Below are 21,073 nucleotides of genomic sequence, written 5' to 3'. Positions count from 1 at the left end.
CGAAAGATCCGCTGATTGCGGCGATTTGCCCGGCCGGATCGGTCGCGTCCGGCCGGAACCGCATCTCACGCCGCGACGGGAACGTCGCGACAGGAGGATCAGGCCTGCACCATGCAGCCCCAGCCGTCGTAGATGCCGTCGTGGCTCTCGACGATGCCGCGGACCTTCCACGTCACCTCGTGCAGGGCCGGGGGCTCGACGGAGTCGCGGCGGATCGCCTGCAGGACGAAGTCGCCCTCGTCGCCGCGCTCCACCGTGACCGCGAAGCCGTCCTCGCGCAGCTCCTGGGCCGAGGCCTCGGCACGGTCCGGGTCGGGGAAGTAGGCCAGGAACTCCACCGCGCGCGGGGCGCTGAGCCGGTCGCCGTGCGCCTCGAGCTCCTGCACCACCTGGTTGTCGTCCATGATGTTGCGCTGCCACGCGTCCGGGGTCAGCTCCTCGCGGACCCGGGTCCAGCCGGGGTCGGACGCGACCGTGATCTCGGGGGCGACGCCGGCGATCGCGGGCAGCGGCGGCGGGGAGCCGTCCGCGGGCAGGTATCCGGTGATGCGCCCGTGGCTGTCCGACAGCACACGGCCCACGAGGGCGCCGCCGGCGGAGCGCAGGACCTGGCGCACGGCGGCGTCGAGCTCGTGGATGGCGGCCAGCTCCTCGGCGGCCGGCATGCCGCTGGCGCCGTCACCGGTGTAGGCGAAGTCGACGTCGAAGCGTCGCGGGAACCGGGCGACCGGGGCGGCCTCGACCGCGCCGAGATCGATGTTGTACATCGCGAGCCGGCCGCCCACCTCGCCCGGGTAGACCGCCCAGCGCTCCTCCCACGCCGGTTCCCGCCCCAGCAGCCTGCGGAGCAACCCCACGCCGTCCTCCTTGACGCTTGCCTGGTCCGACTTGCCGTTACGACTTCGGCTCCGGGAAGCTGGGCGCCTCCGGCCCCGCGTGCGACCGCTTCGGCACCATCACCCGGCGCCGGAAGACGCAGACGAGCGTGCCGTCCTGCTTGTATCCCCGGGTCTCCACGGTCACGACGCCGCGGTCGTCCTTCGACTCCGACTCGCGCTTGTCCAGCACGACCGTCTCGCCGTAGATCGTGTCGCCGTGGAAGGTCGGCGCGGTGTGCCGCAGCGACTCGACCTCCAGGTTGGCGATGGCCTTGCCGGACACGTCGGGGACGGACATGCCCAGCAGGATGGAGTAGACGTAGTTGCCGACCACCACGTTGCGCCCGAACTGCGTCGACGTCTCCGCGTAATGGGCGTCGAGGTGCAGCGGGTGGTGGTTCATCGTCAGCAGGCAGAACAGGTGGTCGTCCGACTCGGTGACCGTCTTGCCCGGCCAGTGCCGGTAGACCGCGCCGACGTCGAACTCCTCGAAGTACCGGCCGAACTGCATCGTCGCCCCCTCTGTCAGGTGTCTGGGCAGCATGCCGGGCCGGATCGGGCACTCGATAGAGGGAAGCAGGCAAGTGTGACAAAACGCAGCAAGCGGCGGGGCTCTGCCTGGCGCCCGCCGCCCACGCTTCGTGGTGAGTATCTTGGTCTGCCATCGACCCCGATCGCAACGCTCCGTATAGAGACGCGCGTCACAGTCTCGCGGAATCGTAGGAGTTCACTACGCGTTGTGATTGCCGTTGCACTACAGAGCGTGATGCGTTCACCGTGCGGTAAAGTCCCGAGCCGATGGAACGGTTGAACGTGCGGGGGCGCGTGCTGCGGATCGTGGCCACGCTGGTCTTCGGCGCCCTGACCCTGGCGGGCACGTTCTGGGGCGACGACACGGCGTTCCCGTTCGCGCCGTTCCAGATGTTCGCCATCGCCGACAAGCCCAACGAGCCGGTGCTCGTGCTGCGCACCGACGGCATCGACGTCACCGGCCGCAGGCTCGAGCTCGACGAGCGCAACGCCGGGGTGCGCCGGGCCGAGATCGAGGCGCAGATCGAGCGTTTCAAGGCCGATCCGTCCCTGCTGTCCTCGATCCGGGAGTCGTACTCCGCGCGCAACCCCGGCAAGCCCCCGCTCGCCGAGGTCGACATCGTCGAGGTGCGGCACCACCTGCACAACGCCCAGCCGACGGGGGAGATCACCGAGGTCGTGCTGGCGAGGTACCGGCCGTGACGCGCTGGCTGTTCGCACCCGTGCCCAAGGCGCGCATCGCCGCCTTCCGCACCCTGGTGTACCTGTTCATCCCGCTGGACGTGGTGTTCTTCAGCGCCTGGATCAAGTCGCACGGCAATCTGCCCGGCAATCTCTACCAGCCGCTGATCGTCGGCCGGCTGCTGCACCTGCCCGCGCCGACCCACCTGCTCGTCGACGCGATCTACTACGCGCTCATCCCGCTCTCGCTGCTCGCGGCGACCGGGCGCGCCCCCCGCCTGCTCGGCTGGGCGGTGTTCGCGCTCTACCTCGAGTGGATGTTCATCGCGATGAGCTACGGCAAGATCGACCACGATCGGTACTCGATCCTGGTCGCCCTCGCCGCGCTGCCCACCGCCGGCAAGGCCCGCCACGGCGACCGGACCCCGTCCGAGGCGGGCGGCTTCGCGCTGCGGGTCACCCAGATCGCGGTCGTCGCCACGTACTTCCTCTCCTCGATCGCCAAGCTGCGCTTCGGCGGCCTGGAGTGGCTGACCGGCGCGACGCTGACCCGGGCGTTCATCCGGCGCGGCACGCTGCTGGCCCAGTGGCTGCTGAAGATTCCCGGCTTCACCACGGTGTCGCAGTTCGGGATCGTGGGCTTCGAGCTGCTCAGCCCGATCGTGTTCTTCGTGAGGCCGAAGTGGCGCTACGCGATCGTGGCCGGCTTCTACCTGTTCCACCTGATGACGGTCAGCCTGATCACGATCTCCTTCATCCCGCACCAGATCGCCATGGCGGGCTTCCTGCCGCTGGAGAAGGTCACCCCGATCGCGTGGTGGCGGCGGTGGCGCAACCGCACCGAGGAGCCCTCGGAGCCGGTCGTCGCGGCCTAGCGCGTCCGGAGAGCCCTACAGCAGCGTCAGCTGCTCGGGCTCGGGCTTGTGATCGGGCTCGGGCGTCGGGCCGGTCGAGTCCGTCCGCGTCGTGTCCGTTCGCGTCGTGCCGATCCCGCCCGTGCGCATCCCGTGCCGGCGGGCCGCGAGCCGGACCCGGGCCGCCACCTCGCGCTGGTACGACTGCGGCGCATACGACCCGTCCCCGAACAGCTCCCGATACCGCGGCCCCAGCTGCGGGTGCTCGCGCAGCAGCCAGGCGCGATACCACTCGCGCGCGCCGGGGCGCAGGTGCAGGGCCAGCGGGACGATGCTCGCCGCGCCCGCCGCGGACAGGGCCGCCACCGTCGCGTCGATCGACTCCTGGGTGTCGGTCAGGCCGGGCAGGATCGGGGCCATGAGGACGCCCACCTCGAAGCCGCTGTCGGACAGCCGCCGGATGGCGTCCAGCCGGCGGCGCGGGCTCGGGGTGCCCGGCTCGACCGCGCGCCAGTGGGCCTCGTCGACGAAGCCGACCGACATGGACAGGCTCACCGAGGTGACCGTGGCCGCCTCGCGCAGCAGGTCGAGGTCGCGGGTGATCAGGGTGCCCTTGGTGAGGATCGAGAACGGGTTGGCGTGGTCGCGCAGGGCCGCCAGGATGTCGCGCATGAGGCGGTAGCGCCCCTCGGCGCGCTGGTAGACGTCGACGTTGGTGCCCATCGCGACGGGGGCGCCCGACCAGGAACGGGCCGACAGCTCGCGGCGCAGCACCTCGCCCGCGTTGACCTTGACCACGATCTGCGAGTCGAAGTCGTGCCCGGCGTCGAGGTCGAGATAGGTGTGCGTGTGCCGGGCGAAGCAGTTGTGGCTCACGACCCCGTTGGCGATGAAGTCGCCGGTGCCGGTCGTGATGTCGAACATCGGCACGTCCACGCCCAGCGCCTCGACCGCGGCCACGCGCAGGGACTCGTCGCCGCGCACCTGCTCGCCGGCCGGGGCGCCGACCGACCGGGCCGGGCCGAAGCGCAGGCCGAAGCGGACCCGCTCGCGAGGACCGCCGAGCACGCGGACGCCCCCGAACGGATCGTCGGCGGCGACGGCGAACCCGGCCCGCTCCAGGCATTCGGCGAGCCAGTCGACGACGACCTTGTCGACCACGTCGAAGTGGGGCAGGCCGCCGGCGAGGGAGCCGGTCGCGTCGAACAGTCCGGCGACGAACCCGAGGCGCCACGCGGGCTCGGGCTCGTCCGGCCAGCCCAGCACGGCGCTGGCGTCGCGCACGCTCGCCCCCGCGAACTCCCGCGAGTCGTTGGTCAGCGCGTGCAGCCCCCCGCAGGCCGCCGCGTAGTCGTGCGCGCGCCGCAGCGCCCCGGCCGGCACCGGCGAGGCGTGGCCGTCGCCGTTGACGAAGCCGCAGAGGTAGCCGCGCCGGTAGGCGGGCTCGTCCACCGGCGGGACGGGCGGCAGCGCGCCGAACCCGGCGAGCCGGTTGGCGGTGGTCAGGTGGGGCCGGCGGCTGCGCCCGTGGCGGGCCCCGGTCACGTGCTTCCAGCCGCGGTCGGTGAGGAAGCGGTGCTCGCCCGAGGCCACCAGCGCGGTCCCGTCGGCGAGGGTGACCCGGTGCGCGGGCTTGACGGTCTGCCAGTGCGCGAGGACGCGGGTCGTCGTGTAGCGCCGCAGCCGCCCGTCACGCACCGTGCCGACGATCTCGTCGCCGACCTTCAGCTGCGCCAGCGGCCGGGTGGTGCCGTCGGCCATGAGGATCGCGGTGTCGCCGGTCAGGCAGTAGACGCAGGCGTGCGAACACCCGCGATAGGGGTTGATGGTCCACTGGAACGGCACCCGGGACGCGCCCGGCACCTTGTTGATCAGGGACTTGGCCTGGACCTCGTAGAACGTGATGCCGCGGAACTCCGGTGTGTCGAAGGTCCGGGCGACGGCCCCGGGCAGCGCGAGCGGTAGTGCTCGCGGCCGCCCGGGGTCTCCGGTGCCAGGACCGCCAGTCGCCTTGAGGTTGTCCCATCGCACGAGTTCATTCGAACACGCGTTCTAACGGGATGCAAGGCGATCGGACGGCCTACTACTGGGCGTCACGCCTTGGTGACGGAGTCGCTCTCCTCGGCGGACTGCTGGGCCGCCGCCTGGGCCTCGGCGACCTTGGCCTTGACCTCGGTCATGTCGAGGTCGCGGGCCTGCTGGATCAGCGACTCGAGGGCCTGCTGGGGCAGGGCGCCGGGCTCGGAGTACAGCGCCACGCCGTCCCGCACGATCATCAGTGTGGGAATCGAGCGGATGTTGAACTCCGCGGCGAGCACCTGCTCGGCCTCGGTGTCCACCTTGCCGAAGGTGATGTCGGGGTTGAGCTCGGACACGCGCTCGTACACCGGCGCGAAATTGCGACACGGCCCGCACCAGGAAGCCCAGAAGTCGACGAGCGTGATGCCCTCTCCGCCGATCTTCTCGGCGAAGTTCTCCGCGGTCAGCTCTACGGTTGCCATGCTGCTTCAGCTCCGATCCCTCAGGGCGTCTCGGGTATGCACCGTCATAACCAGCTACCCCTTACCGGCATTCCCAACCGATCCGAGGGATGATGGTCACGTGGCTGCGACCGACCGCCCGGTCTTCGTGTTCGACGGTGACTGTGCCTTTTGTTCATCATGCGCCCGCTTCATCGAGCGGCGCATCAGGCCCGCCGCGGACGTGCTCGCCTGGCAGTTCGCGGACCTCGCCGAGCTGGGCCTGACCGAGGAGCAGGTGAGTTCGGCCGTCTGCTACGTGGCCCCCGGACGGGTGAGCGCGGGCCCGGTCGCTATCGCCGACCTGCTGCGCCGGGCCGGGTTCGGCTGGCGCGCGGCGGGGGCGGTGCTGGGGCTGCGCCCGATCACGGCGCTGGCCTGGCCGGTCTACCGCTGGGTCGCCCGCAACCGCCACCGCATGCCCGGCGGCACCGCCGCCTGCGCCCTCCCGCCGGACCACCCCGCGCGAGCGAAAGCCTAGGAGCCCGGGAAGGCGAGGGCGAAGCACTCCTCGACCAGGGCGTTCAAGTCCTCGCCGGGATTGAGGGCCCAGCGCGTCAGCGCCGTGTCGAAGGCCGCGAACGCCACCGCGACCAGGACCGACGGGCGGAGGTCGGCCGACGGGTCGACGGCCATGCGGCGGGCCAGCTCCGCGGTCATGGTCTGCTTCCACGCCGTCTGCCGCTCCAGGTAGCGGCCCAGCAGCGCCGGCGTCTCCACCGTCACGCGGGCCAGGCGGCTCGACTTCTCCGGGTGCTCCCAGAACTTGTCGGTGAAGACGCGCAACGCCTGGCGGACCGCCTCGGCCGGGGGCTCCGGCGCCGGGCGGGAGTGCAGGGCCTCGCTCAGCTTGCGGCCCAGGTCGCTGAGGAACTCGATGATGACGTCTTCCTTGGACTGGAAGTAGCGGAAGAACGTCCGGCGCGACACGCCCGCGGCCGCGGCCATCTGGTCGATCGTCGTCTCCTCGAAGCCGTGGAAGGCCACCAGCTTCAGGGCGGCCTCGGCCAGCTCGTCCCGGACGAGCTGGCGCTTGCGTTCCACGAGGCTCACCCGATCATCGTACGACCCCGTGGGCAACTTTGGCATCCAGGAGCTTAGTTGACACTGTGTGCCTCCGGTGGCATCTTGGGACTCATGCGGTGGACCGAAGAGCAGGTGCCGGCGCTGGCCGGTAAGACGTTTCTGGTGACCGGGGCCAACAGTGGGCTGGGATTCGAGACCACCAAGGTGCTGGCGCGCAAGGGTGCGCACGTGATCATGGCCGTCCGCGACCTCGGCAAGGGGGAGGCAGCACAACGGCGGATTCAGGGGAGCACCGAGCTCAAGCGCCTCGACCTCGCCGACCTCGACAGCGTGCGGGCACTGTCGAAGGCGCTGCACGACGAGCGGGGCGCGATCGACGTGCTCGTCAACAACGCCGGGGTCATGATGCCGCCGCGGCAGCTCAGCGCGCAGGGGCACGAGCTGCAGTTCGCGGCCAACCACCTCGGGCACTTCGCGCTCACGCTGCTCGTGCTCGACCTGGTCACCGAGCGGGTGGTGACGGTGAGCTCCGGGCTGCACCGGGGCGGGCGCATCCACTACGAGGATCTCGACGGCGCCCGGGAGTACAACCGGCAGGCCTTCTACAGCCAGTCCAAGTTCGCCAACGTGCTCTTCGCGCTGGAGCTCGACCGGCGGCTGCGGGCGGCCGGCGACGCGCGGCGCAGCCTGCTGGCCCACCCCGGGTACTCGGCGACGAACCTCCAGCTCAGCGGGCCGACCGGGGCGCTGCGCGGGTTCATGCGCACGGGCAACGCGATGTTCGCCATGCCCGCCGCGCAGGGGGCGCTCAGCATCCTGTACGCCGCGACCGAGCCCGCGGCCGAGAGCGGGCAGTTCATCGGGCCGGACCGGTGGCGGGAGATGCGCGGCTGGCCCAGCGTCGTGCGGCCCGACCCGAAGGCCACCGACGCGGCCGACGCGCGGCGGCTGTGGGCGCTGTCGCAGCAGCTCACGAACGTGCAACTTTCAGGTGCTGACCTGCGCCGATAGCGCGAATACGCAGGTTTCCTTTCCGGATGGCGGGCGCCGCTGGGTTCAATCCCAGCACGCCAGTCGCCAGGGAGGAAGATCGATGCGACAGAGGAAGAAGTGGCTGAGCGCGCTCGCGGCCGTGGGCATGGCCGCGGCCGCCGCGCTCGGGGTCGCCATACAGCAGCCGTCCGCACACGCCGCCGGGTCGTACAACTACGCCGAGGCGCTGCAGAAGTCGATCTGGTTCTACGAGGCCCAGCAGTCCGGGCCGAAGCCGTCGTGGAACCGCGTGAACTGGCGCGGCAACTCCGCGATGAACGACGGCTCCGACGTCGGGCTCAACCTCACCGGCGGCTGGTTCGACGCCGGTGACCACGTGAAGTTCGGCTTCCCGATGGCGTTCTCGACCACGATGCTGGCCTGGGGCGCGGTCGAGTACCGCGACGCCTACGCCCGCTCCGGCCAGCTGACCAACCTGGTCAACAACCTGAAGTTCGTCAACGACTACTTCATCAAGGCGCACCCGAGCGCCAACGTCCTCTATGGACAGATCGGCAGCGGCAACCCCGACCACGCCTGGTGGGGGCCGGCCGAGGTGATGCCGATGGCGCGCCCGGCGTACAAGATCGACGCGACCTGCGGCGGCTCCGACCTGGCCGGCGAGACCGCCGCCGCGATGGCCGCCTCCTCGATCGTGATCCGCCCGACCGACCCCACCTACGCCGACACCCTGGTCACGCACGCGAAGCAGCTGTACACCTTCGCCGACACGGTCCGCAAGAAGTATTCGGACTGCATCACCGACGCCGCGAGCTACTACAACTCGTGGAGCGGCTACAACGACGAGCTCGTGTGGGGCGCGATCTGGCTGTACCGCGCCACGAACGACGCGAGCTACCTCGCCAAGGCCGAGAGCGGCTACGACAACCTGAGCAACGAGAACCAGACCACCACGAAGTCGTACCGCTGGACGATCGCCTGGGACGACAAGTCGTACGGCTGCTATGTCCTGCTGGCCAAGCTCACCGGCAAGCAGAAGTACATCGACGACGCCAACCGCTGGCTGGACTACTGGACCGTGGGCGTCAACGGCGCCAAGGTGCCGACGTCCCCCGGCGGCGAGGCGGTCCTCGACAGCTGGGGGTCGCTGCGGTACGCCGCCAACACCTCCTTCGTCGCGTTCGTCTACAGCGACTACCTCACGGACGCGACCCGCAAGGCGCGCTACCACGACTTCGGCGCCCGCCAGATCAACTACATCCTCGGCGACAACCCGCGCAATTCGAGCTACATGATCGGCTTCGGGGCCAACCCGCCGAAGAACCCGCACCACCGCACCGCGCACGGCTCCTGGAGCGACAACATCAACGAGCCCGCGCAGTCGCGCCACACGCTCTACGGCGCGCTGGTCGGCGGCCCGACGGCGCCGAACGACGCCTACGCCGACAGCCGCAACGACTACACGATGAACGAGGTCGCCACCGACTACAACGCCGGGTTCACCAGCGCCCTGGCCCGCATGTACAGCGAGTACGGCGGCACCGCGCTCGCGAACTTCCCGGTCGCGGAGACCCCGGACGGCCCGGAGATGTACATCGAGTCCTCCATCAACACCCCGGGCACGAACTTCACCGAGGTCAAGGCGCTCGTCTACAACAAGTCGGCGTGGCCGGCCCGGGCCCTGACCCAGGGCTCCTTCCGCTACTACTTCACCCTCGACGGCGCCACCACGCCGAGCCAGATCTCGCTGACGAGCGCCTACAACCAGTGCTCGGCGCCGACCGGCCCGACGCTGGTCAGCGGCAGCACGTACTACGTGACCGTGAGCTGCGCCGGGCAGAACATCGCCCCGGCCGGGCAGTCCGCGTGGCGGCGCGAGGTGCAGTTCCGCATCACGAGCGCCGGCTCCTGGGACCCGTCGAACGACTGGTCGCTGCCGGCCGGCAGCACCCAGGCCGCGAACAGCCACATGACGCTGTTCGACGGCACCACGAAGGTCTGGGGCGACGCGCCCGGCTCGGGCCCCGCCGACACCACGCCGCCGAGCGCGCCGGGCAAGCCGTCGTTCACGAACGTCACCGCGACCGGGGCCACCGCGACCTGGGCCGCGTCCACGGACAACGTGGGGGTGGCGAGCTACAGCGTGTACAACGGCAGCACCCTGGTGGGGACCAGCGCCACGACGTCGCTGGCGATCACCGGGCTGACCCCGTCGACCGCGTACTCGTTCACCGTCGTCGCGCTCGACGCGGCCGGCAACGCCTCGAGCGCCTCGCCGGCCGGGACGGTCACGACCTCGGCCCAGACCGGGGACGTCACCCCGCCGACCAAGCCCGGCACGCCGGTGGCCTCGGGCATCACCGCCTCGGGGGTGACGCTCACCTGGGCGGCGTCCACGGACGCGGTCGGCGTCACCGGGTACGACGTGCTGCGCCTCGGCGGCACGGCCGGCCCGGTGGTCGTGGCCACCACGACCGGTACGACCGCCAACGTCACCGGACTCAGCGCGAGCACCGCGTATCAGTTCGCGGTGCGGGCCAAGGACGCGGCCGGGAACCTCTCCACCACGTCCGACCCGGTGTCGGTGACCACGACCGGCGGCTCGGCGGGCAAGTCCTGCTCGGCCACGTACAAGGTCACCAACCAGTGGGGCGACGGCTTCAACGGCGAGGTGACGGTGACGAACACCGGCTCCACGGCGCTGGCGGGCTGGACGGTCTCGTTCACGTTCCCGGGCAACCAGAAGATCAGCAACGGCTGGTCGGGCGTGTGGACCCAGTCGGGCGCGGCGGTCACCGTGGCCAACGCCGACTGGAACGGCACCCTCGCCCCCGCGGCCTCGGTCGCGCCGGGCTTCGGGGCGAGCTACTCGGGGACGAACTCGGCCCCGGCCACGCTCACCTGCACGGCGCGCTGAGCCGATAGATCACGATGTCGCCGGCGGACCAGGCGTAGGAGGCCTGGTCCGCCAGGCGCGGCGACTCCCGGCCCTGCGCGCGGTCGACGAGGATCCAGCCGACCCGCTGGTCCCGCAGCCAGCGCAGCCGGGCCGGGGTCGGCTCGTAGATGGCCAGGTCGTTGGCCCGCAGGCGGGCCGGGTCCCAGTAGTCCAGGGCCGGGCCGACGCCGTGGCGGGCGGCCTGGATGGCGTTCGACTCGGGGGAGTAGCCCCAGCTGCCCAGCAGGACCCGGCGCTCGGAGTAGGCCGAGATCCAGTAGGCCAGGCTCTGGCGGCCCTGCTCGCCGGAGCCGACGCGGTGCACGTTCGTGGCGATGTACTCGTCCGGTGCGCTGTGCGCGCGCAGCCACCGGGCGCCGGCGGCCTGGTCGGGGGTGACGCGCACGTGATAGGCGGTGCCGAGGTTGGCGTGGTGCACGGCGTCGTAGGGCAGCCCGGCGGCGCCCGCGAAGAGCACGACGACCAGCGCGGCGGGCTTCGAGCGCGTGGCCGCCGCGACGAGGAGCGTCAGCGCGGCGAACGCGTAGACGGGGACCACCGGGTTGGCGGGCGGCATCGTCGCGGTCCAGGCCGCGGCCGCCACCCCGGCGGCCCCGAGCAGGCCGGCGAGCGGGACCCGGCGCACCCCGGCCGCGGACAGGATCGCGCCGAACGGGAAGCCGGCGATCGCGAAGAAGTGCTGGCCCCAGGAGTTGTGCCAGATCAGCACGGTCGCGGCGAAGCCGGCCAGCGCGGCGCCGGCCAGGAAGCGCTCGACGGGGCCCCACGGGCGCGGCACGAACAGCGCCCCGGCCAGGCGGCATCCCATCGCGATGGCGTAGGCGCCCAGGCCGGCCGCGATCACTACCGGGCGGCCGCGCGCGAAGTCCGCCATGATGCCGAAGGGGGCCCAGGTCAGGCCGCCGCCCTCGGAGCCGTACAAGAGCAGCACGGCGAGCCCGGTCACCCCCGCGAGCACCAGGAACGCCCGCCACGCCCGGCGCGGGCCCGCGCAGACGAGCCCGGCCAGCGCGACGGGCAGCACCGTCGACTTCGCGCCCGCGACGCCGGCCGCCAGCACCGTGAGCAGCAGCCAGGTGCGCGTCGTGTGCTCGCGCCGCAGGATCTGCACGAGCACGGCGATCAGGGGCATGGACAGCGCCGAGGCGTACAGCACGGAGCGGCTCGACCAGGAGTAGTACGTCGTGATCGTGCCGAAGAACGCGGGCGCCCGGGCGGGCAGGACGGCCTCGCCCACGGTGTACATCAGGGCCGCCGCGATCGGACCGGCCCACGCGCGCCCGGTGACCCGCCAGGCGGCCACGGCGAGCAGGACGACCGCGAGCACGGCCAGCGCCGGCAGGTCGAGCCGGAACCACAGCACCGGCAGGTCGACGCCGGTCAGGCGGCCCGCGGCGGCGAGGTGCGCGTAGGCGAACCAGTGGTACGGCAGGGGCTCGGCGCCGAGCTCGGGGACGGCCAGCGGGAAGTGGTGGCGCAGGTCGGCGGCGACCGCGAGCAGGTTGAGCTGGTCGATCATGTAGTCGGCCGGGCGGCCGGTCGGCACCGGGGGGTTCACGCGCAGGAAGGCCCAGGTGAGGTACGCCACGAAGCCCATCGCCACCGCGGCGACCGACCAGGACCAGCCCCTCGTGGGCCGGTGCGGGTATTCGGGGGTGCGCAGGTGGCGGCGCAGGAGGATGACCGTCAGGATCGGCCAGGCCCACCAGATCGGGCGGGCGGCCGTCTCGGCGACGAGCCCGACGGCCGTGCCGAACGCCAGGTCCTCGACCAGGCTGTGCGCGTCGCGGCGCAGTGCCCGGTAGATCAGCGTGCCGGGGAGGACCACGGCGGCGCCCAGGTAGGCGAAATACCGCACGATATCGGAAATGTCGGTTTTGAGGGCTATCAGGACCGCGGTCACGGCGGCGGCTACGGTGAGCGCCGGGAGCCAGCGGGTCACGCCCGGTTGAACGGTGCGGACCCGGGTTCAGTTGCGCGCCTTGAGCCGCTCCATCGCGCGCTTGCGGGCCGGGGACTCGATCCACTCGATCGGCACCGCGCGCAGCAGGCGGCCCGCGATCCGGGCGTTGACCGAGGTCACCAGGTCGGTCGCGGGCAGGCCCGGCAGCCCGTAGAGCCGGCGCGCCCAGGCCGGCAGCAGGCCGATGGCCAGCGCCGACACGCTGAACGCAGCCCCGCGCACCGGGGTCAGGCCGAGCCCCCACGGCAGCGGCGGCATGGTGAGGAAGATGCCGGTCGCGGCCGAGTCCGGGGTCAGCTCCAGCTTGGGCCGCATCGAGGCGTAGTAGGCCTCGACGGCCGCCACCGAGTCGGGGACCGTCTCCGGGTCGAGGCCGACCAGCGCCGCGGTGCGGGTCTGCTCGCGGAAGTACTCGTCGGACTCCTCCGGGGAGAGCCGCAGCCCGCCGCGCAGGACCGCGCTCAGGAACGACTCGACCTCGGTGACGTGCACCCATCGCAGCAGCTCGGGCTCGTCGACGCGGAAGCGCTCGCCGGTGCGCCGGTCGACGGCGGTCATCCGGGCGTGCAGCGCGCGGACGTGGCGGCCGGCGCGCTCGGCCTCCTCGGTGGTGCCGTAGATCACGGTGGTCACGTAGGTCGAGGTGCGGGCCAGGCGGCCCCAGGGGTCCTGGCGGTACCGGCTGTTCTGCTCGACCCCGGCGACCGCGCGCGGGTGCAGGGCCTGCAGGTAGAGGCTGCGCAGCCCGCCCACGGTGACCATCGGCTCCCGGTGCACACGCCACGTGACCGAGTCGGGACCGAAGAGGCCGTGGTCGGTCACTGCGCCATTTCTTCGGCCCGCTTGAGCTGGCACGCCGGGCACAGCCCCCAGAATGTGACCTCGGCCTCATCCAGCACGAAGCCGTGGGCCTGCGACGGGGTCAGGCAGGGCGCCTCGCCGACCGCGCAGTCCACGTCGGCGATCTCGCCGCAGCCGCGGCACACCACGTGGTGGTGGTTGTCGCCGACCCGCGACTCGTATCGCGCCGGGCTCCCGGCCGGCTCGATCCGACGGGCCAGCCCGGCCCGGGACAGCGCGCTGAGCACGTCATACACCGCCTGGGTCGAGACCGTGTCCAGGCGCCGGCGCACCCGGGCCGCGATCTGCTCGACGTCGAGATGGCCGCGGGACTGCTCGAGGACCTCCAGCACGGCCAGCCGGGGTCGCGTCACTCGCAGACCCCGGGCGCGCAGCAGATCTTCACCCGACACACTTCCATGAGACCACGCAGCCTGGAACCGTTCAAATGTTTCCGGACTCTTGAACCCCGGAACTCGCCCGCGGGTACGCCCCCGCGGGGAGGATCCGTATCTGAAGGAGGCTTCGTGTTCGATCGTGTAGCCGGTATTCCGGCCCACCCGCTGTTCATCCACGCGGCGGTCGTGCTGGTGCCGCTGCTGGCGCTGGTCGCGGTCCTCTACGGGGTGTGGCCCGCGAGTCGCCGGCACATCCGCTGGCCGCTCGTGGCGTTCGCGATCCTGGCTCCGGGCTCGGTGTTCTTCGCCAAGGAGTCCGGGGAGTCGTTCAGCGCCAACAAGGCGTTCCAGTCGCCGCAGATGCGGGCGGCGATCGAGAGCCACGAGGAGTACGCGGACACGCTGTTCTGGGTGATCCTCGGCCTGGCGGTGGTGGCCCTGGTCATGGCGTTCATGATCCCGGCGACCCGCGACGGCTCGGCGCGCATCAAGGCCCCGGCCGCGGCGCACTACGCCGCCGCCGGCCTGTCGGTGGTGCTGGCCGTCGCCGCGGCGTTCTACGTGTACAAGACCGGCGACTCCGGCGCCAAGATGGTCTGGGACGGGTTCTAGAGCACGGCTTCTAGAAGAGCGCGCGGCCGCAGAGGATCAGGAGCACGACCACCAGCACGGCCCCGGCGAAGATGCCCATGCCCTTCGTCAGGATCGTGGCCGCCTGCTCCTCGCGGTCGAGGTGCTCGCCGTCCTGGGGCGGCAGCGTGCGCGGCGGTGCGGGCGGCTCGACCACGGGCGGCCGCCAGCCGTGCGGCGGCGGGGTGGTGCGCGGGGCGCCGGTGTAGGGGACGCTCTGGGGCCCGGGCGGCGCGGGAGGGGGCGCGGCCTCGGTGCCCTCGGCGGGGCGTCGCCAGTACGCGTCGTCGCTCACGCCTCGACAGTACCCATCACCGGGGTGAGCCGGTCGGTTCACCCCGGTGACGGGCGCCGGGGTCAGTCGTTGCCGAGTTCGCGCAGTTCGGCCAGGGACATCGGGCGGGTCGCGTCCGGGTCCGGCTGGTCCGTGTGCTGCTGCAGGCGCAGCGTGTCCTGCTCGTCGGCGGGGAGGTCGGCGACGGGCTCGGGGGTGGGTTGTGTCATGCCGCCGAGTGTGACCCGTGCGCCCCGAAGGCGACTGTCGTCATTCGGCCACTTTCCGGCAAACTCGCGGGAGTAGTCTCGCTGCCGTGGCTGGTACGAACGGGTGGGCGCCCACCGATGAGCAGCGCGAAGTGAGCTTCGAGGACTTCGCCGACGAACTGGTCGTGCTCCCGGATCACACGACCGACGACACCGACTCGGGCTGGGGCGAGCGCGCGGCGACGAACGACGACCGCCTCCTCTCCGACCGCCCGCCGCACTGGGACTGAGGACACGCGAGAACGCCCGGCCCGCTCGCGGACCGGGCGTTTCTGCCGCCGGAGATCAGGACGAAGCGGACGAGCTGCCGGAAGAGGACGACGACGTCGCGCTGCCGGCCGGCTTCGACTCGGCCTTGGTCTCCGTCTTCGTGGTCGTCGACTCGCTCTTCGTCTCGCTCTTGGAAGACTCGGTCTTCGTGGACGACGAGGACGAGGACTTGCCCGAGTTGCGGGAGTCGGTGCGGTAGAAGCCCGAGCCCTTGAACACCACGCCCACCGCCGAGAACTGCTTGCGCAGCCGGCCCTGGCACTCCGGGCACTCGGTCAGCGGCTCGTCGGTGAACGACTGCACAGCTTCGAGCTGGTGGCCGCACACCGTGCAGGCGTACTGGTAGGTAGGCACCGCTCAGCCTCCATCATTGGCACTCTGATACTTCGAGTGCCAATGATGCGGTATCGGACACCCCTTCGTCCAATGGACGTGCGCGGGGTCATAACCCAGCAACGCTCCGCAGACGTGCTGGTCATGCGGTTCGGCCGGGAGTTGCGGCCGCCATTCGCCGGGGTAGAGCAGCACGATCGCGGGCGCCCCGGCCCGGCGCAGGGCCCGGTCGTAGGAGCCGCCGCCCTGGCCGAGCCGGAGGCCGTCCTCGGCCACGGCCAGCCCCGGCAGCAGCAGCAGGTCCGCCCGGCCGATCGCGTCCGGGCCCAGCCGCGGGCCGGTCGGCTCGCGCATGCCGCGGCGGCCCTCGACCAGGGTTCCGTCGTACGGCGCCCAGTCCAGGTCGTCGTCGTCGAGCAGGACGGGCAGCAGGAGTCGCTCGGCCACCCGGGCCAGGGCGGGAACCAGCTGCGGGCCACCCGGCTCGAACGCCATCGGCACGTAGGCGGCCACGGTCCGGGCGCCTGCCTCCGGTACCAGATCAAGCACGGCGGCCACCAGGGAGCGGTCCGCGTTCGCCCGATCGGCGGCCGGCATGGCCCGGCGGACGGACCGGATGTGCGCTCTGATCTCGGTTTTGGGGGACACCCCAGGCAGCACCACTCGATTCCTCCCGATCTGTGACAGCATCGCATCATGACGCTGCGGGCGCGCCTCACCGCCGCCTTTCTCGCGGTCGTCCTGGGCCCGGTGCTGCTCGGCGCCGTGTTCGTCGGCATCGCCGTGGCCACCGTCAGCGACCAGCGTGCCTCCGAGCGGCTCGGCGCCGGCGCCGACAACCTGCGGGCCGCCCTCGCCGTCACCTGCCAGCGGCTGCGGCTCGCGGCCGAGACCGCGGCGCTGCTCGGCGACAGCCCGGACGCGGCCCAGACCGCCGTCGGACGCGGCCTGGCCCGAACGGTCGAGGTGACCGGCCCCGACGGCGGCGTGCTCACGAGCGCGGGCGACCTGCCGCCCCGGCCCTGGGCCGACTGCGCGGCGCCGACCGGCAACGCGTTCGCCGCGCTCGCCGCCTCCGTCGACGTGCTCGACGTCAACGGGCGGCGGGCCGGGCGGGCGTACGCGGTCGAGCCCGTCGACTCCACCCTGCTGGGCTGGCTCGCCTCGGCCAGCGGGGTGCGCGTCAGCTCGCTGGCCCCCGGGCCGGCCCCCACCGCCGAGGACGCCGCCGTCGCCGAGCTCGCGCGCGGGCTGGTGCCGGGCGCGACCGGCACCACCGACGGCGGCCGGCTCGTGCGCCGGCTCGACCCGCAGCCGGGCCAGCCGCTCACCCTGGCCGTGAGCGTCCCCGCCCCGGACGTGCAGGGCCTCTACGCGGTGCTCGTCGCCGTCGTCGTCTGCGCGGGCCTGGTCGCGATCAGCGTCGCCTGGTGGCTGGCCCGCTCGACCACGCAGCCGCTCACCGAGCTCGCCCAGGCCGTCGAGCGGGTCGCGGACGGCGACCTCGGCGCCCGGGTGCCCGTGCGCAGCCAGGACGAGGTGGGGCGGCTCGGGCAGACGTTCAACCGCATGACGCGGGAGATGCAGGGATACGTCCAGGCCCTCACCGCCAGCCGCGACCAGCTCCGCGGCCAGCTCGGCGTGCTCGGCGACACCCTCGCCGGCACGCACGACCTCGACCGCATCCTCCAGGTGATCCTGCAGACCGCGACGGCCGCGACCGGCGCGCAGGCCGGGGTCGTGCTCATGGCCGACCCGGCCGGCGTCGAGCTGCGGGGCCAGGTCGCCGAGGGCCTGACCGCGATCCCGGGCGGCATCGACGTGACCGAGCTGCGGCTCTCGCCAGGGGAGGGGCTGCTCGGCACGGTCGCCGCGTCCGGGGAGCCGCTGCGGGGGCGGGTCGACCGCGACGGTCCCGCGCTCTCGGCGAACGAGCCGCGGTGCGTGACGTACGTCGCGGTGCCCATCGCCGCCCCCGCGGCCGGCCCGACCACCGGGCTGGAGCCGTCGACCGAGCGCCCCCCGGCCGCCCGCGGCGTGCTCGCCCTCTACGACCGGCACGGCTTCGACGAGTTCGACGACGCCGACCTGGTGACCTTGCGCACCTTCGCCGGGCAGGCGGCCGTCGCCGTCGACAACGTCCGGGTGCACGAGGAGGCCCAGCGGCTCTCCCTCACCGACCCGCTGACCGGCCTGTCCAACTACCGCTACCTGCGCGAGTCGCTGCGCCGGGAGGTCGAGCGGGCCAGCCGCTTCGGCCGCGACCTGGCCGTGCTCGCCCTCGACCTGGACCACTTCAAGGAGGTCAACGACGGCTACGGCCACGCCGCGGGCGACGCGGTGCTGGCCGAGTTCGCGCGGCGGCTGCGCGCCGAGATCCGCGAGGTCGACTTCGCCTTCCGCCAGGGCGGCGAGGAGTTCGTGGTGCTGCTGCCGGAGACCGATGCGGCCGGCGCGGCCACGCTCGCCGAGCGGCTCGGCGCGGCCGTGCGGCGCAGCCCGGTGCTCGTCGTGTCGGCCTCGGGCGCCCCGGCGCCGCGTCGGATTCCCGTCACCGTATCGATCGGCATCGCGGTGTTTCCGCACCACGGCGCGACCGGGGCGGCGGTGCTCGAGGCGGCCGACGACGCCCTGTACGCGGCCAAGGCCGGCGGGCGCGACACGTATCGGCTGGCCGCGGGTGGCGGTGGCGCGAAGGCGAGCGCCGAGGTGACGCCCGGCGCGCCAAAGGCGTCGCAACCACCGCGACAGAGCCGCGGCGGCTAGCCTGCTTACATGCCTGACACGACTCCTCACCAGTCCGCGACGCGTCAGCGGGCTGTCAAAGCCGTGATCCCGGCGGCGGGGCTAGCCACCCGCTTCCTCCCGGCAACCAAGGCCGTCCCCAAGGAGCTCCTGCCGGTGGTCGACCGGCCCGTGCTCCAGTACATCGTCGAGGAGGCGGCCGCCGCCGGCATCAGGGACATCCTCCTGGTGACCGGCCGCGGCAAGACCTCGATGGTCGACCACTTCGACCGCCGCCCCGACCTGGAGGCGCGCCTCATCGAGAAGGGCGACACCAAGCGCCTGGAGGCGATCAAGCGCCCGGCCGAGCTCGCCGAGATCTACACCTGCCGCCAGGCCGAACCCCTCGGGCTGGGGCACGCGGTGTCCTACGGCGAGTCCCACGTCGGTCCCGAGCCCTTCGCGGTGCTGCTGGGCGACGAGTTCTGCGACGAGGCGGAACCCCTCCTGCCGGCCATGCTCGACCTGCAGGCCCAGACCGGCGGCATCGTGCTCGCCTTCATCGAGGTCGACCCCGAGGAGACCAACCGCTACGGCATCGCCGCCGTGGAGCCCTGCGACCTCAAGGTCGACGCCGGCGAGACGGTGAAGGTCACCGCGCTGGTCGAGAAGCCCAAGCCGGAAGAGGCCCCGAGCAACCTCGCCATCGTCGGGCGGTACGTGCTGCCCGCCGAGATCTTCGACGCGATCCGCCGCATCGGCCCCGGGGCCGGCGGCGAGATCCAGCTCACCGACGCCATGGCGCTGCTGCTGGCGGAGGGCACCCCGGTGCACGGGATCGTCTACCGGGGCACCCGGTACGACACCGGCATGCCCCTGGGGTACTTGCAGACGGTCGTCCAGCTCGCGGTGCAGCGCGACGACCTCGGTCCGGCGTTCAGCCAGTGGCTGACCCAGTTCGTGGAGAAGGATCTGCGCGGGTGACAGCGGTTCCAGCGACGGGCTCCCACCACGACGCGGCGCGCGACGCCGGCGTCGGGTCGAACGCGCGCGTCCCCCTCGCCGACTATCTCGCCGGCGTGCTCCGAGGGCTCCGCCCGTTGCCCCCGCTGGACCTCGAGATCACCGCGGCGCACGGCAACGTGCTCGCCGAGGACGTGGTCGGGCCGGGCCCCGTGCCCGCGTTCGACCACGCCGCCATCGACGGCTACGCCGCGCGCTTCGACGACATCAGCGACGCTCAGCCGGGCCGGCCGGTCCGGCTCAGCGTCGTCGGCGACCTGGTGGCCTCGAGCTGGCGCCCGGTCCGCCTCACCCCCGGCACCTGCTTCTCGGTCGCGGCCGGCGCGCTCATGCCGGTCTCCGCCGACGTGGTGGTCCCGCCCGGGATGACCGACCAGGGGATGGCCGCGGTCGAGGTGTACCACCCCACGAAGCGCGGCCACGGGGTGCGCCGCGCCGGCGACGAGCTGCCGGCCGGGGCGATCCTGGCCCGGGCCGGCGCCTACGTGACCCCGCCGCTGGTCTCGGTGCTGGCCGCGAGCGGCATCGGGCACGTCGTGGTCCGCCCCAGCCCGCGCGTCGTGGTCATCGCGACCGGGGACGAGCTCGTCGACGTCGGCCGGGCCAGCCAGCCGGGCCAGGTCGTCGACGCCAACTCGCACGCGCTGACCGCGGCCGCCGCGGAGGCGGGCGCGCACGCGTACCGCGTCGGCATCTGCGATGACGACCCCGAGGGCCTGCGCGGCCTGCTCGACGACCAGATGCTGCGGGCCGACCTCATCATCACCACCGGCGGCACGGGCACCGGCCCCGGCGACATGGTGCGCCGGATCCTCTCGCGCACCGTCGTCTTCTCCGATCTTTCCGTGTACCCGTGCAGCTCCCTCGGCTACGGAACGGTCGGCGGCCCCAACGGGGTGCCGATCGTCTGCCTGCCCGGCGACCCGGGCGCGGCCCTCATCGGCTTCGAGGTGCTCGCCCGCCCGGTCATCCAGCTGCTGGCCGGGGCCGATCCCGTGTTCCGTCCCAGCGTGCGCGCCCACCTGCTGGAGACGGTCAGCTCGCCCTCCGGGATGCGCGAGTTCCGGCCCGCGTACATCACCGAGCGCCGCGGCGGCGGGTACACTGTCGCTCCGCTCGCCGGTGGCCCGTACACCCTCTCCGGCCTGGCCGACGCCAACGGCCTCATGGTGCTGGGGGAGAAGGTCATCAGCGCGGCCGCAGGCTCCACGGTGGACGTCATACTCTTGGATAGGCGGCGATGAGTCAGCCCGGTTGGCCCGCAGTCCTCAAGGACGGTCCGGTCACGCTGCGCCCGTACCGGCGATCCGACGCGCGCACGTGGTCCGAGGTGCGCCGGGCCAACGAGCAGTGGCTGGGCAAGTGGGAGCCGACGCCGTACGGCACCTGGCACGACCTGAACTCCGTGGCCGCCTTCCGGGCCGTCCACGCCGACCTGCGCCGGGCCGCGCGCCACGGCACCGCGATGCCGTTCGCGGTCTGCTACGAGGACCGGCTCGTCGGGCAGCTGACGCTCGGCAACATCGTGCGGCGGGCGTTCTGCTCGGGCTACGCCGGCTACTGGGTCGACTCCCGCGTCGCCGGCAAGGGCATCATCCCCACCGCGCTCGCCCTGGTCGTCGACCACGCCTTCGCCGTCGGCGGGCTGCACCGCATCGAGGTCAACATCCGCCCGGACAACGCCGCGAGCCGGCGGGTCGTGGAGAAGCTGGGCTTCCGGCAGGAGGCCTACCACCATCGGTACCTGCACATCGACGGCGACTGGCGCGACCACCTCGGCTACGCGATGACCACCGAGGATCTCGCCGGCGAGGGCGGCCTGCTCGCCCGCTGGCACAAGACCCTCGCCGCGACCTAGACATTTCGGTCTTTTCGGACAAATCCGATTTGCCCTTTCGGGCGTTTCCT

23 protein-coding genes are annotated in these 21,073 nt (G+C 72.4%); 11 read left to right on the top strand and 12 right to left on the bottom strand.

All coding sequences use genetic code 11. From position 1 onward, the window contains the following. Positions 1 to 98 precede the first annotated feature (98 nt). Both AC6JBM_RS39965 and AC6JBM_RS39960 read right to left on the bottom strand, forming a co-directional pair. Positions 99 to 857: a DUF695 domain-containing protein gene (locus AC6JBM_RS39965; RefSeq protein WP_497979028.1), complete on the bottom strand. Its 759-nt coding sequence runs from the start codon at positions 855 to 857 to the stop codon at positions 99 to 101. 37 nt (positions 858 to 894) lie between these two features. Continuing rightward, positions 895 to 1,422, bottom strand: coding sequence for a MaoC family dehydratase (locus AC6JBM_RS39960; protein WP_350612185.1), 528 nt, complete (start codon positions 1,420 to 1,422; stop codon positions 895 to 897). A gap of 254 nt (positions 1,423 to 1,676) precedes the next feature. On the opposite strand from AC6JBM_RS39960, the gene AC6JBM_RS39955 reads away from it, so the two are divergent. Further along, positions 1,677 to 2,111, top strand: a complete 435-nt coding sequence (locus AC6JBM_RS39955; protein WP_497979027.1) for a hypothetical protein — start codon at positions 1,677 to 1,679, stop codon at positions 2,109 to 2,111. Then, positions 2,108 to 2,965: an MFS transporter permease gene (locus tag AC6JBM_RS39950; RefSeq protein ID WP_497979026.1), complete on the top strand. Its 858-nt coding sequence runs from the start codon at positions 2,108 to 2,110 to the stop codon at positions 2,963 to 2,965. Before AC6JBM_RS39955 ends, AC6JBM_RS39950 begins: the two co-directional genes overlap by 4 nt. Before the next feature lie 15 nt (positions 2,966 to 2,980). On the opposite strand, the gene AC6JBM_RS39945 is transcribed toward AC6JBM_RS39950, so the two are convergent. Both AC6JBM_RS39945 and trxA read right to left on the bottom strand, forming a co-directional pair. Beyond that, positions 2,981 to 4,975, bottom strand: a complete 1,995-nt coding sequence (locus AC6JBM_RS39945) for an intein-containing Rv2578c family radical SAM protein (RefSeq protein ID WP_497979025.1) — start codon at positions 4,973 to 4,975, stop codon at positions 2,981 to 2,983. Positions 4,976 to 5,037: 62 nt separating this feature from the next. Continuing rightward, positions 5,038 to 5,445: a thioredoxin gene (gene trxA, locus AC6JBM_RS39940; RefSeq protein ID WP_497979024.1), complete on the bottom strand. Its 408-nt coding sequence runs from the start codon at positions 5,443 to 5,445 to the stop codon at positions 5,038 to 5,040. Between the two features lie 100 nt (positions 5,446 to 5,545). On the opposite strand from trxA, the gene AC6JBM_RS39935 reads away from it, so the two are divergent. Next, a complete protein-coding gene (locus tag AC6JBM_RS39935) occupies positions 5,546 to 5,944 on the top strand; it encodes a thiol-disulfide oxidoreductase DCC family protein (protein ID WP_497979023.1) in 399 nt (132 codons plus the stop codon). Here the strand turns inward: AC6JBM_RS39935 and AC6JBM_RS39930 are convergent. Further along, on the bottom strand, positions 5,941 to 6,516 hold the full coding sequence (locus AC6JBM_RS39930; RefSeq protein ID WP_497979022.1) for a TetR family transcriptional regulator: 576 nt from the start codon (positions 6,514 to 6,516) through the stop codon (positions 5,941 to 5,943). The two genes, AC6JBM_RS39935 and AC6JBM_RS39930, sit on opposite strands and share 4 nt — an antisense overlap. An 84-nt stretch (positions 6,517 to 6,600) precedes the next feature. On the opposite strand from AC6JBM_RS39930, the gene AC6JBM_RS39925 reads away from it, so the two are divergent. Then, on the top strand, positions 6,601 to 7,500 hold the full coding sequence (locus AC6JBM_RS39925; RefSeq protein ID WP_497979021.1) for an oxidoreductase: 900 nt from the start codon (positions 6,601 to 6,603) through the stop codon (positions 7,498 to 7,500). An 82-nt stretch (positions 7,501 to 7,582) separates the two neighbouring features. Beyond that, on the top strand, positions 7,583 to 10,399 hold the full coding sequence (locus AC6JBM_RS39920) for a glycoside hydrolase family 9 protein (protein ID WP_497979020.1): 2,817 nt from the start codon (positions 7,583 to 7,585) through the stop codon (positions 10,397 to 10,399). On the opposite strand, the gene AC6JBM_RS39915 is transcribed toward AC6JBM_RS39920, so the two are convergent. From AC6JBM_RS39915 to AC6JBM_RS39905, 3 genes are read right to left on the bottom strand one after another with little or no spacing between them, the layout of a single operon-like run. After that, the gene (locus AC6JBM_RS39915) at positions 10,380 to 12,383 is read right to left on the bottom strand and encodes a hypothetical protein (RefSeq protein WP_497979019.1); all 2,004 of its coding nucleotides are present in this window, start codon (positions 12,381 to 12,383) and stop codon (positions 10,380 to 10,382) included. The genes AC6JBM_RS39920 and AC6JBM_RS39915 overlap by 20 nt on opposite strands. 27 nt (positions 12,384 to 12,410) lie before the next feature. Beyond that, on the bottom strand, positions 12,411 to 13,226 hold the full coding sequence (locus AC6JBM_RS39910) for an oxygenase MpaB family protein (RefSeq protein ID WP_497979018.1): 816 nt from the start codon (positions 13,224 to 13,226) through the stop codon (positions 12,411 to 12,413). Next, entirely contained in the window at positions 13,223 to 13,657 is a 435-nt protein-coding gene (locus AC6JBM_RS39905; RefSeq protein ID WP_497979017.1) for a Fur family transcriptional regulator, read from the bottom strand. The genes AC6JBM_RS39910 and AC6JBM_RS39905 overlap by 4 nt, the downstream gene beginning before the upstream one ends. Positions 13,658 to 13,771: 114 nt before the next feature. Between AC6JBM_RS39905 and AC6JBM_RS39900 the strand changes: the two genes are divergently transcribed. Beyond that, the gene (locus tag AC6JBM_RS39900) at positions 13,772 to 14,254 is read left to right on the top strand and encodes a DUF2231 domain-containing protein (protein ID WP_350612174.1); all 483 of its coding nucleotides are present in this window, start codon (positions 13,772 to 13,774) and stop codon (positions 14,252 to 14,254) included. A 10-nt stretch (positions 14,255 to 14,264) separates the two neighbouring features. On the opposite strand, the gene AC6JBM_RS39895 is transcribed toward AC6JBM_RS39900, so the two are convergent. Both AC6JBM_RS39895 and AC6JBM_RS39890 read right to left on the bottom strand, forming a co-directional pair. Further along, a complete protein-coding gene (locus tag AC6JBM_RS39895; protein ID WP_497979016.1) occupies positions 14,265 to 14,567 on the bottom strand; it encodes a translation initiation factor 2 in 303 nt (100 codons plus the stop codon). 62 nt (positions 14,568 to 14,629) lie between these two features. After that, positions 14,630 to 14,776 carry a hypothetical protein gene (locus AC6JBM_RS39890; RefSeq protein WP_350612172.1) on the bottom strand — a complete coding sequence of 49 codons (147 nt, stop codon included), beginning with the start codon at positions 14,774 to 14,776 and terminating at the stop codon, positions 14,630 to 14,632. Positions 14,777 to 14,862: 86 nt separating this feature from the next. Between AC6JBM_RS39890 and AC6JBM_RS39885 the strand changes: the two genes are divergently transcribed. Then, on the top strand, positions 14,863 to 15,045 hold the full coding sequence (locus AC6JBM_RS39885; protein ID WP_350612476.1) for a hypothetical protein: 183 nt from the start codon (positions 14,863 to 14,865) through the stop codon (positions 15,043 to 15,045). Positions 15,046 to 15,100: 55 nt separating this feature from the next. On the opposite strand, the gene AC6JBM_RS39880 is transcribed toward AC6JBM_RS39885, so the two are convergent. Together AC6JBM_RS39880 and AC6JBM_RS39875 are read right to left on the bottom strand one after the other, a co-directional pair. After that, entirely contained in the window at positions 15,101 to 15,439 is a 339-nt protein-coding gene (locus AC6JBM_RS39880; protein WP_497979015.1) for an FmdB family zinc ribbon protein, read from the bottom strand. 3 nt (positions 15,440 to 15,442) lie between these two features. Continuing rightward, positions 15,443 to 16,108, bottom strand: coding sequence for a 5-formyltetrahydrofolate cyclo-ligase (locus AC6JBM_RS39875; protein ID WP_497979014.1), 666 nt, complete (start codon positions 16,106 to 16,108; stop codon positions 15,443 to 15,445). 6 nt (positions 16,109 to 16,114) lie between these two features. Here AC6JBM_RS39875 and AC6JBM_RS39870 point away from each other — a divergent pair, with 6 nt between their 5' ends. Genes AC6JBM_RS39870 through AC6JBM_RS39855 form a run of 4 tightly spaced genes read left to right on the top strand, consistent with a single transcriptional unit; the run spans position 16,115 to position 21,023 of the window. Next, positions 16,115 to 18,184, top strand: coding sequence for a GGDEF domain-containing protein (locus AC6JBM_RS39870; protein ID WP_497979013.1), 2,070 nt, complete (start codon positions 16,115 to 16,117; stop codon positions 18,182 to 18,184). Positions 18,185 to 18,193: 9 nt separating this feature from the next. Next, a complete protein-coding gene (locus AC6JBM_RS39865) occupies positions 18,194 to 19,126 on the top strand; it encodes a UTP--glucose-1-phosphate uridylyltransferase (protein ID WP_497979012.1) in 933 nt (310 codons plus the stop codon). Then, a complete protein-coding gene (locus AC6JBM_RS39860) occupies positions 19,123 to 20,409 on the top strand; it encodes a molybdopterin molybdotransferase MoeA (protein WP_433056197.1) in 1,287 nt (428 codons plus the stop codon). The genes AC6JBM_RS39865 and AC6JBM_RS39860 overlap by 4 nt, the downstream gene beginning before the upstream one ends. Further along, a complete protein-coding gene (locus AC6JBM_RS39855; RefSeq protein WP_497979011.1) occupies positions 20,406 to 21,023 on the top strand; it encodes a GNAT family N-acetyltransferase in 618 nt (205 codons plus the stop codon). The genes AC6JBM_RS39860 and AC6JBM_RS39855 overlap by 4 nt, the downstream gene beginning before the upstream one ends. Positions 21,024 to 21,073: the final 50 nt, after the last annotated feature.

The sequence above is a fragment of the Dactylosporangium thailandense genome, assembly GCF_059739745.1.
Note: the sequence above shows the minus strand (reverse complement) of the source record. Positions and strands in the feature narration are given on the sequence as shown.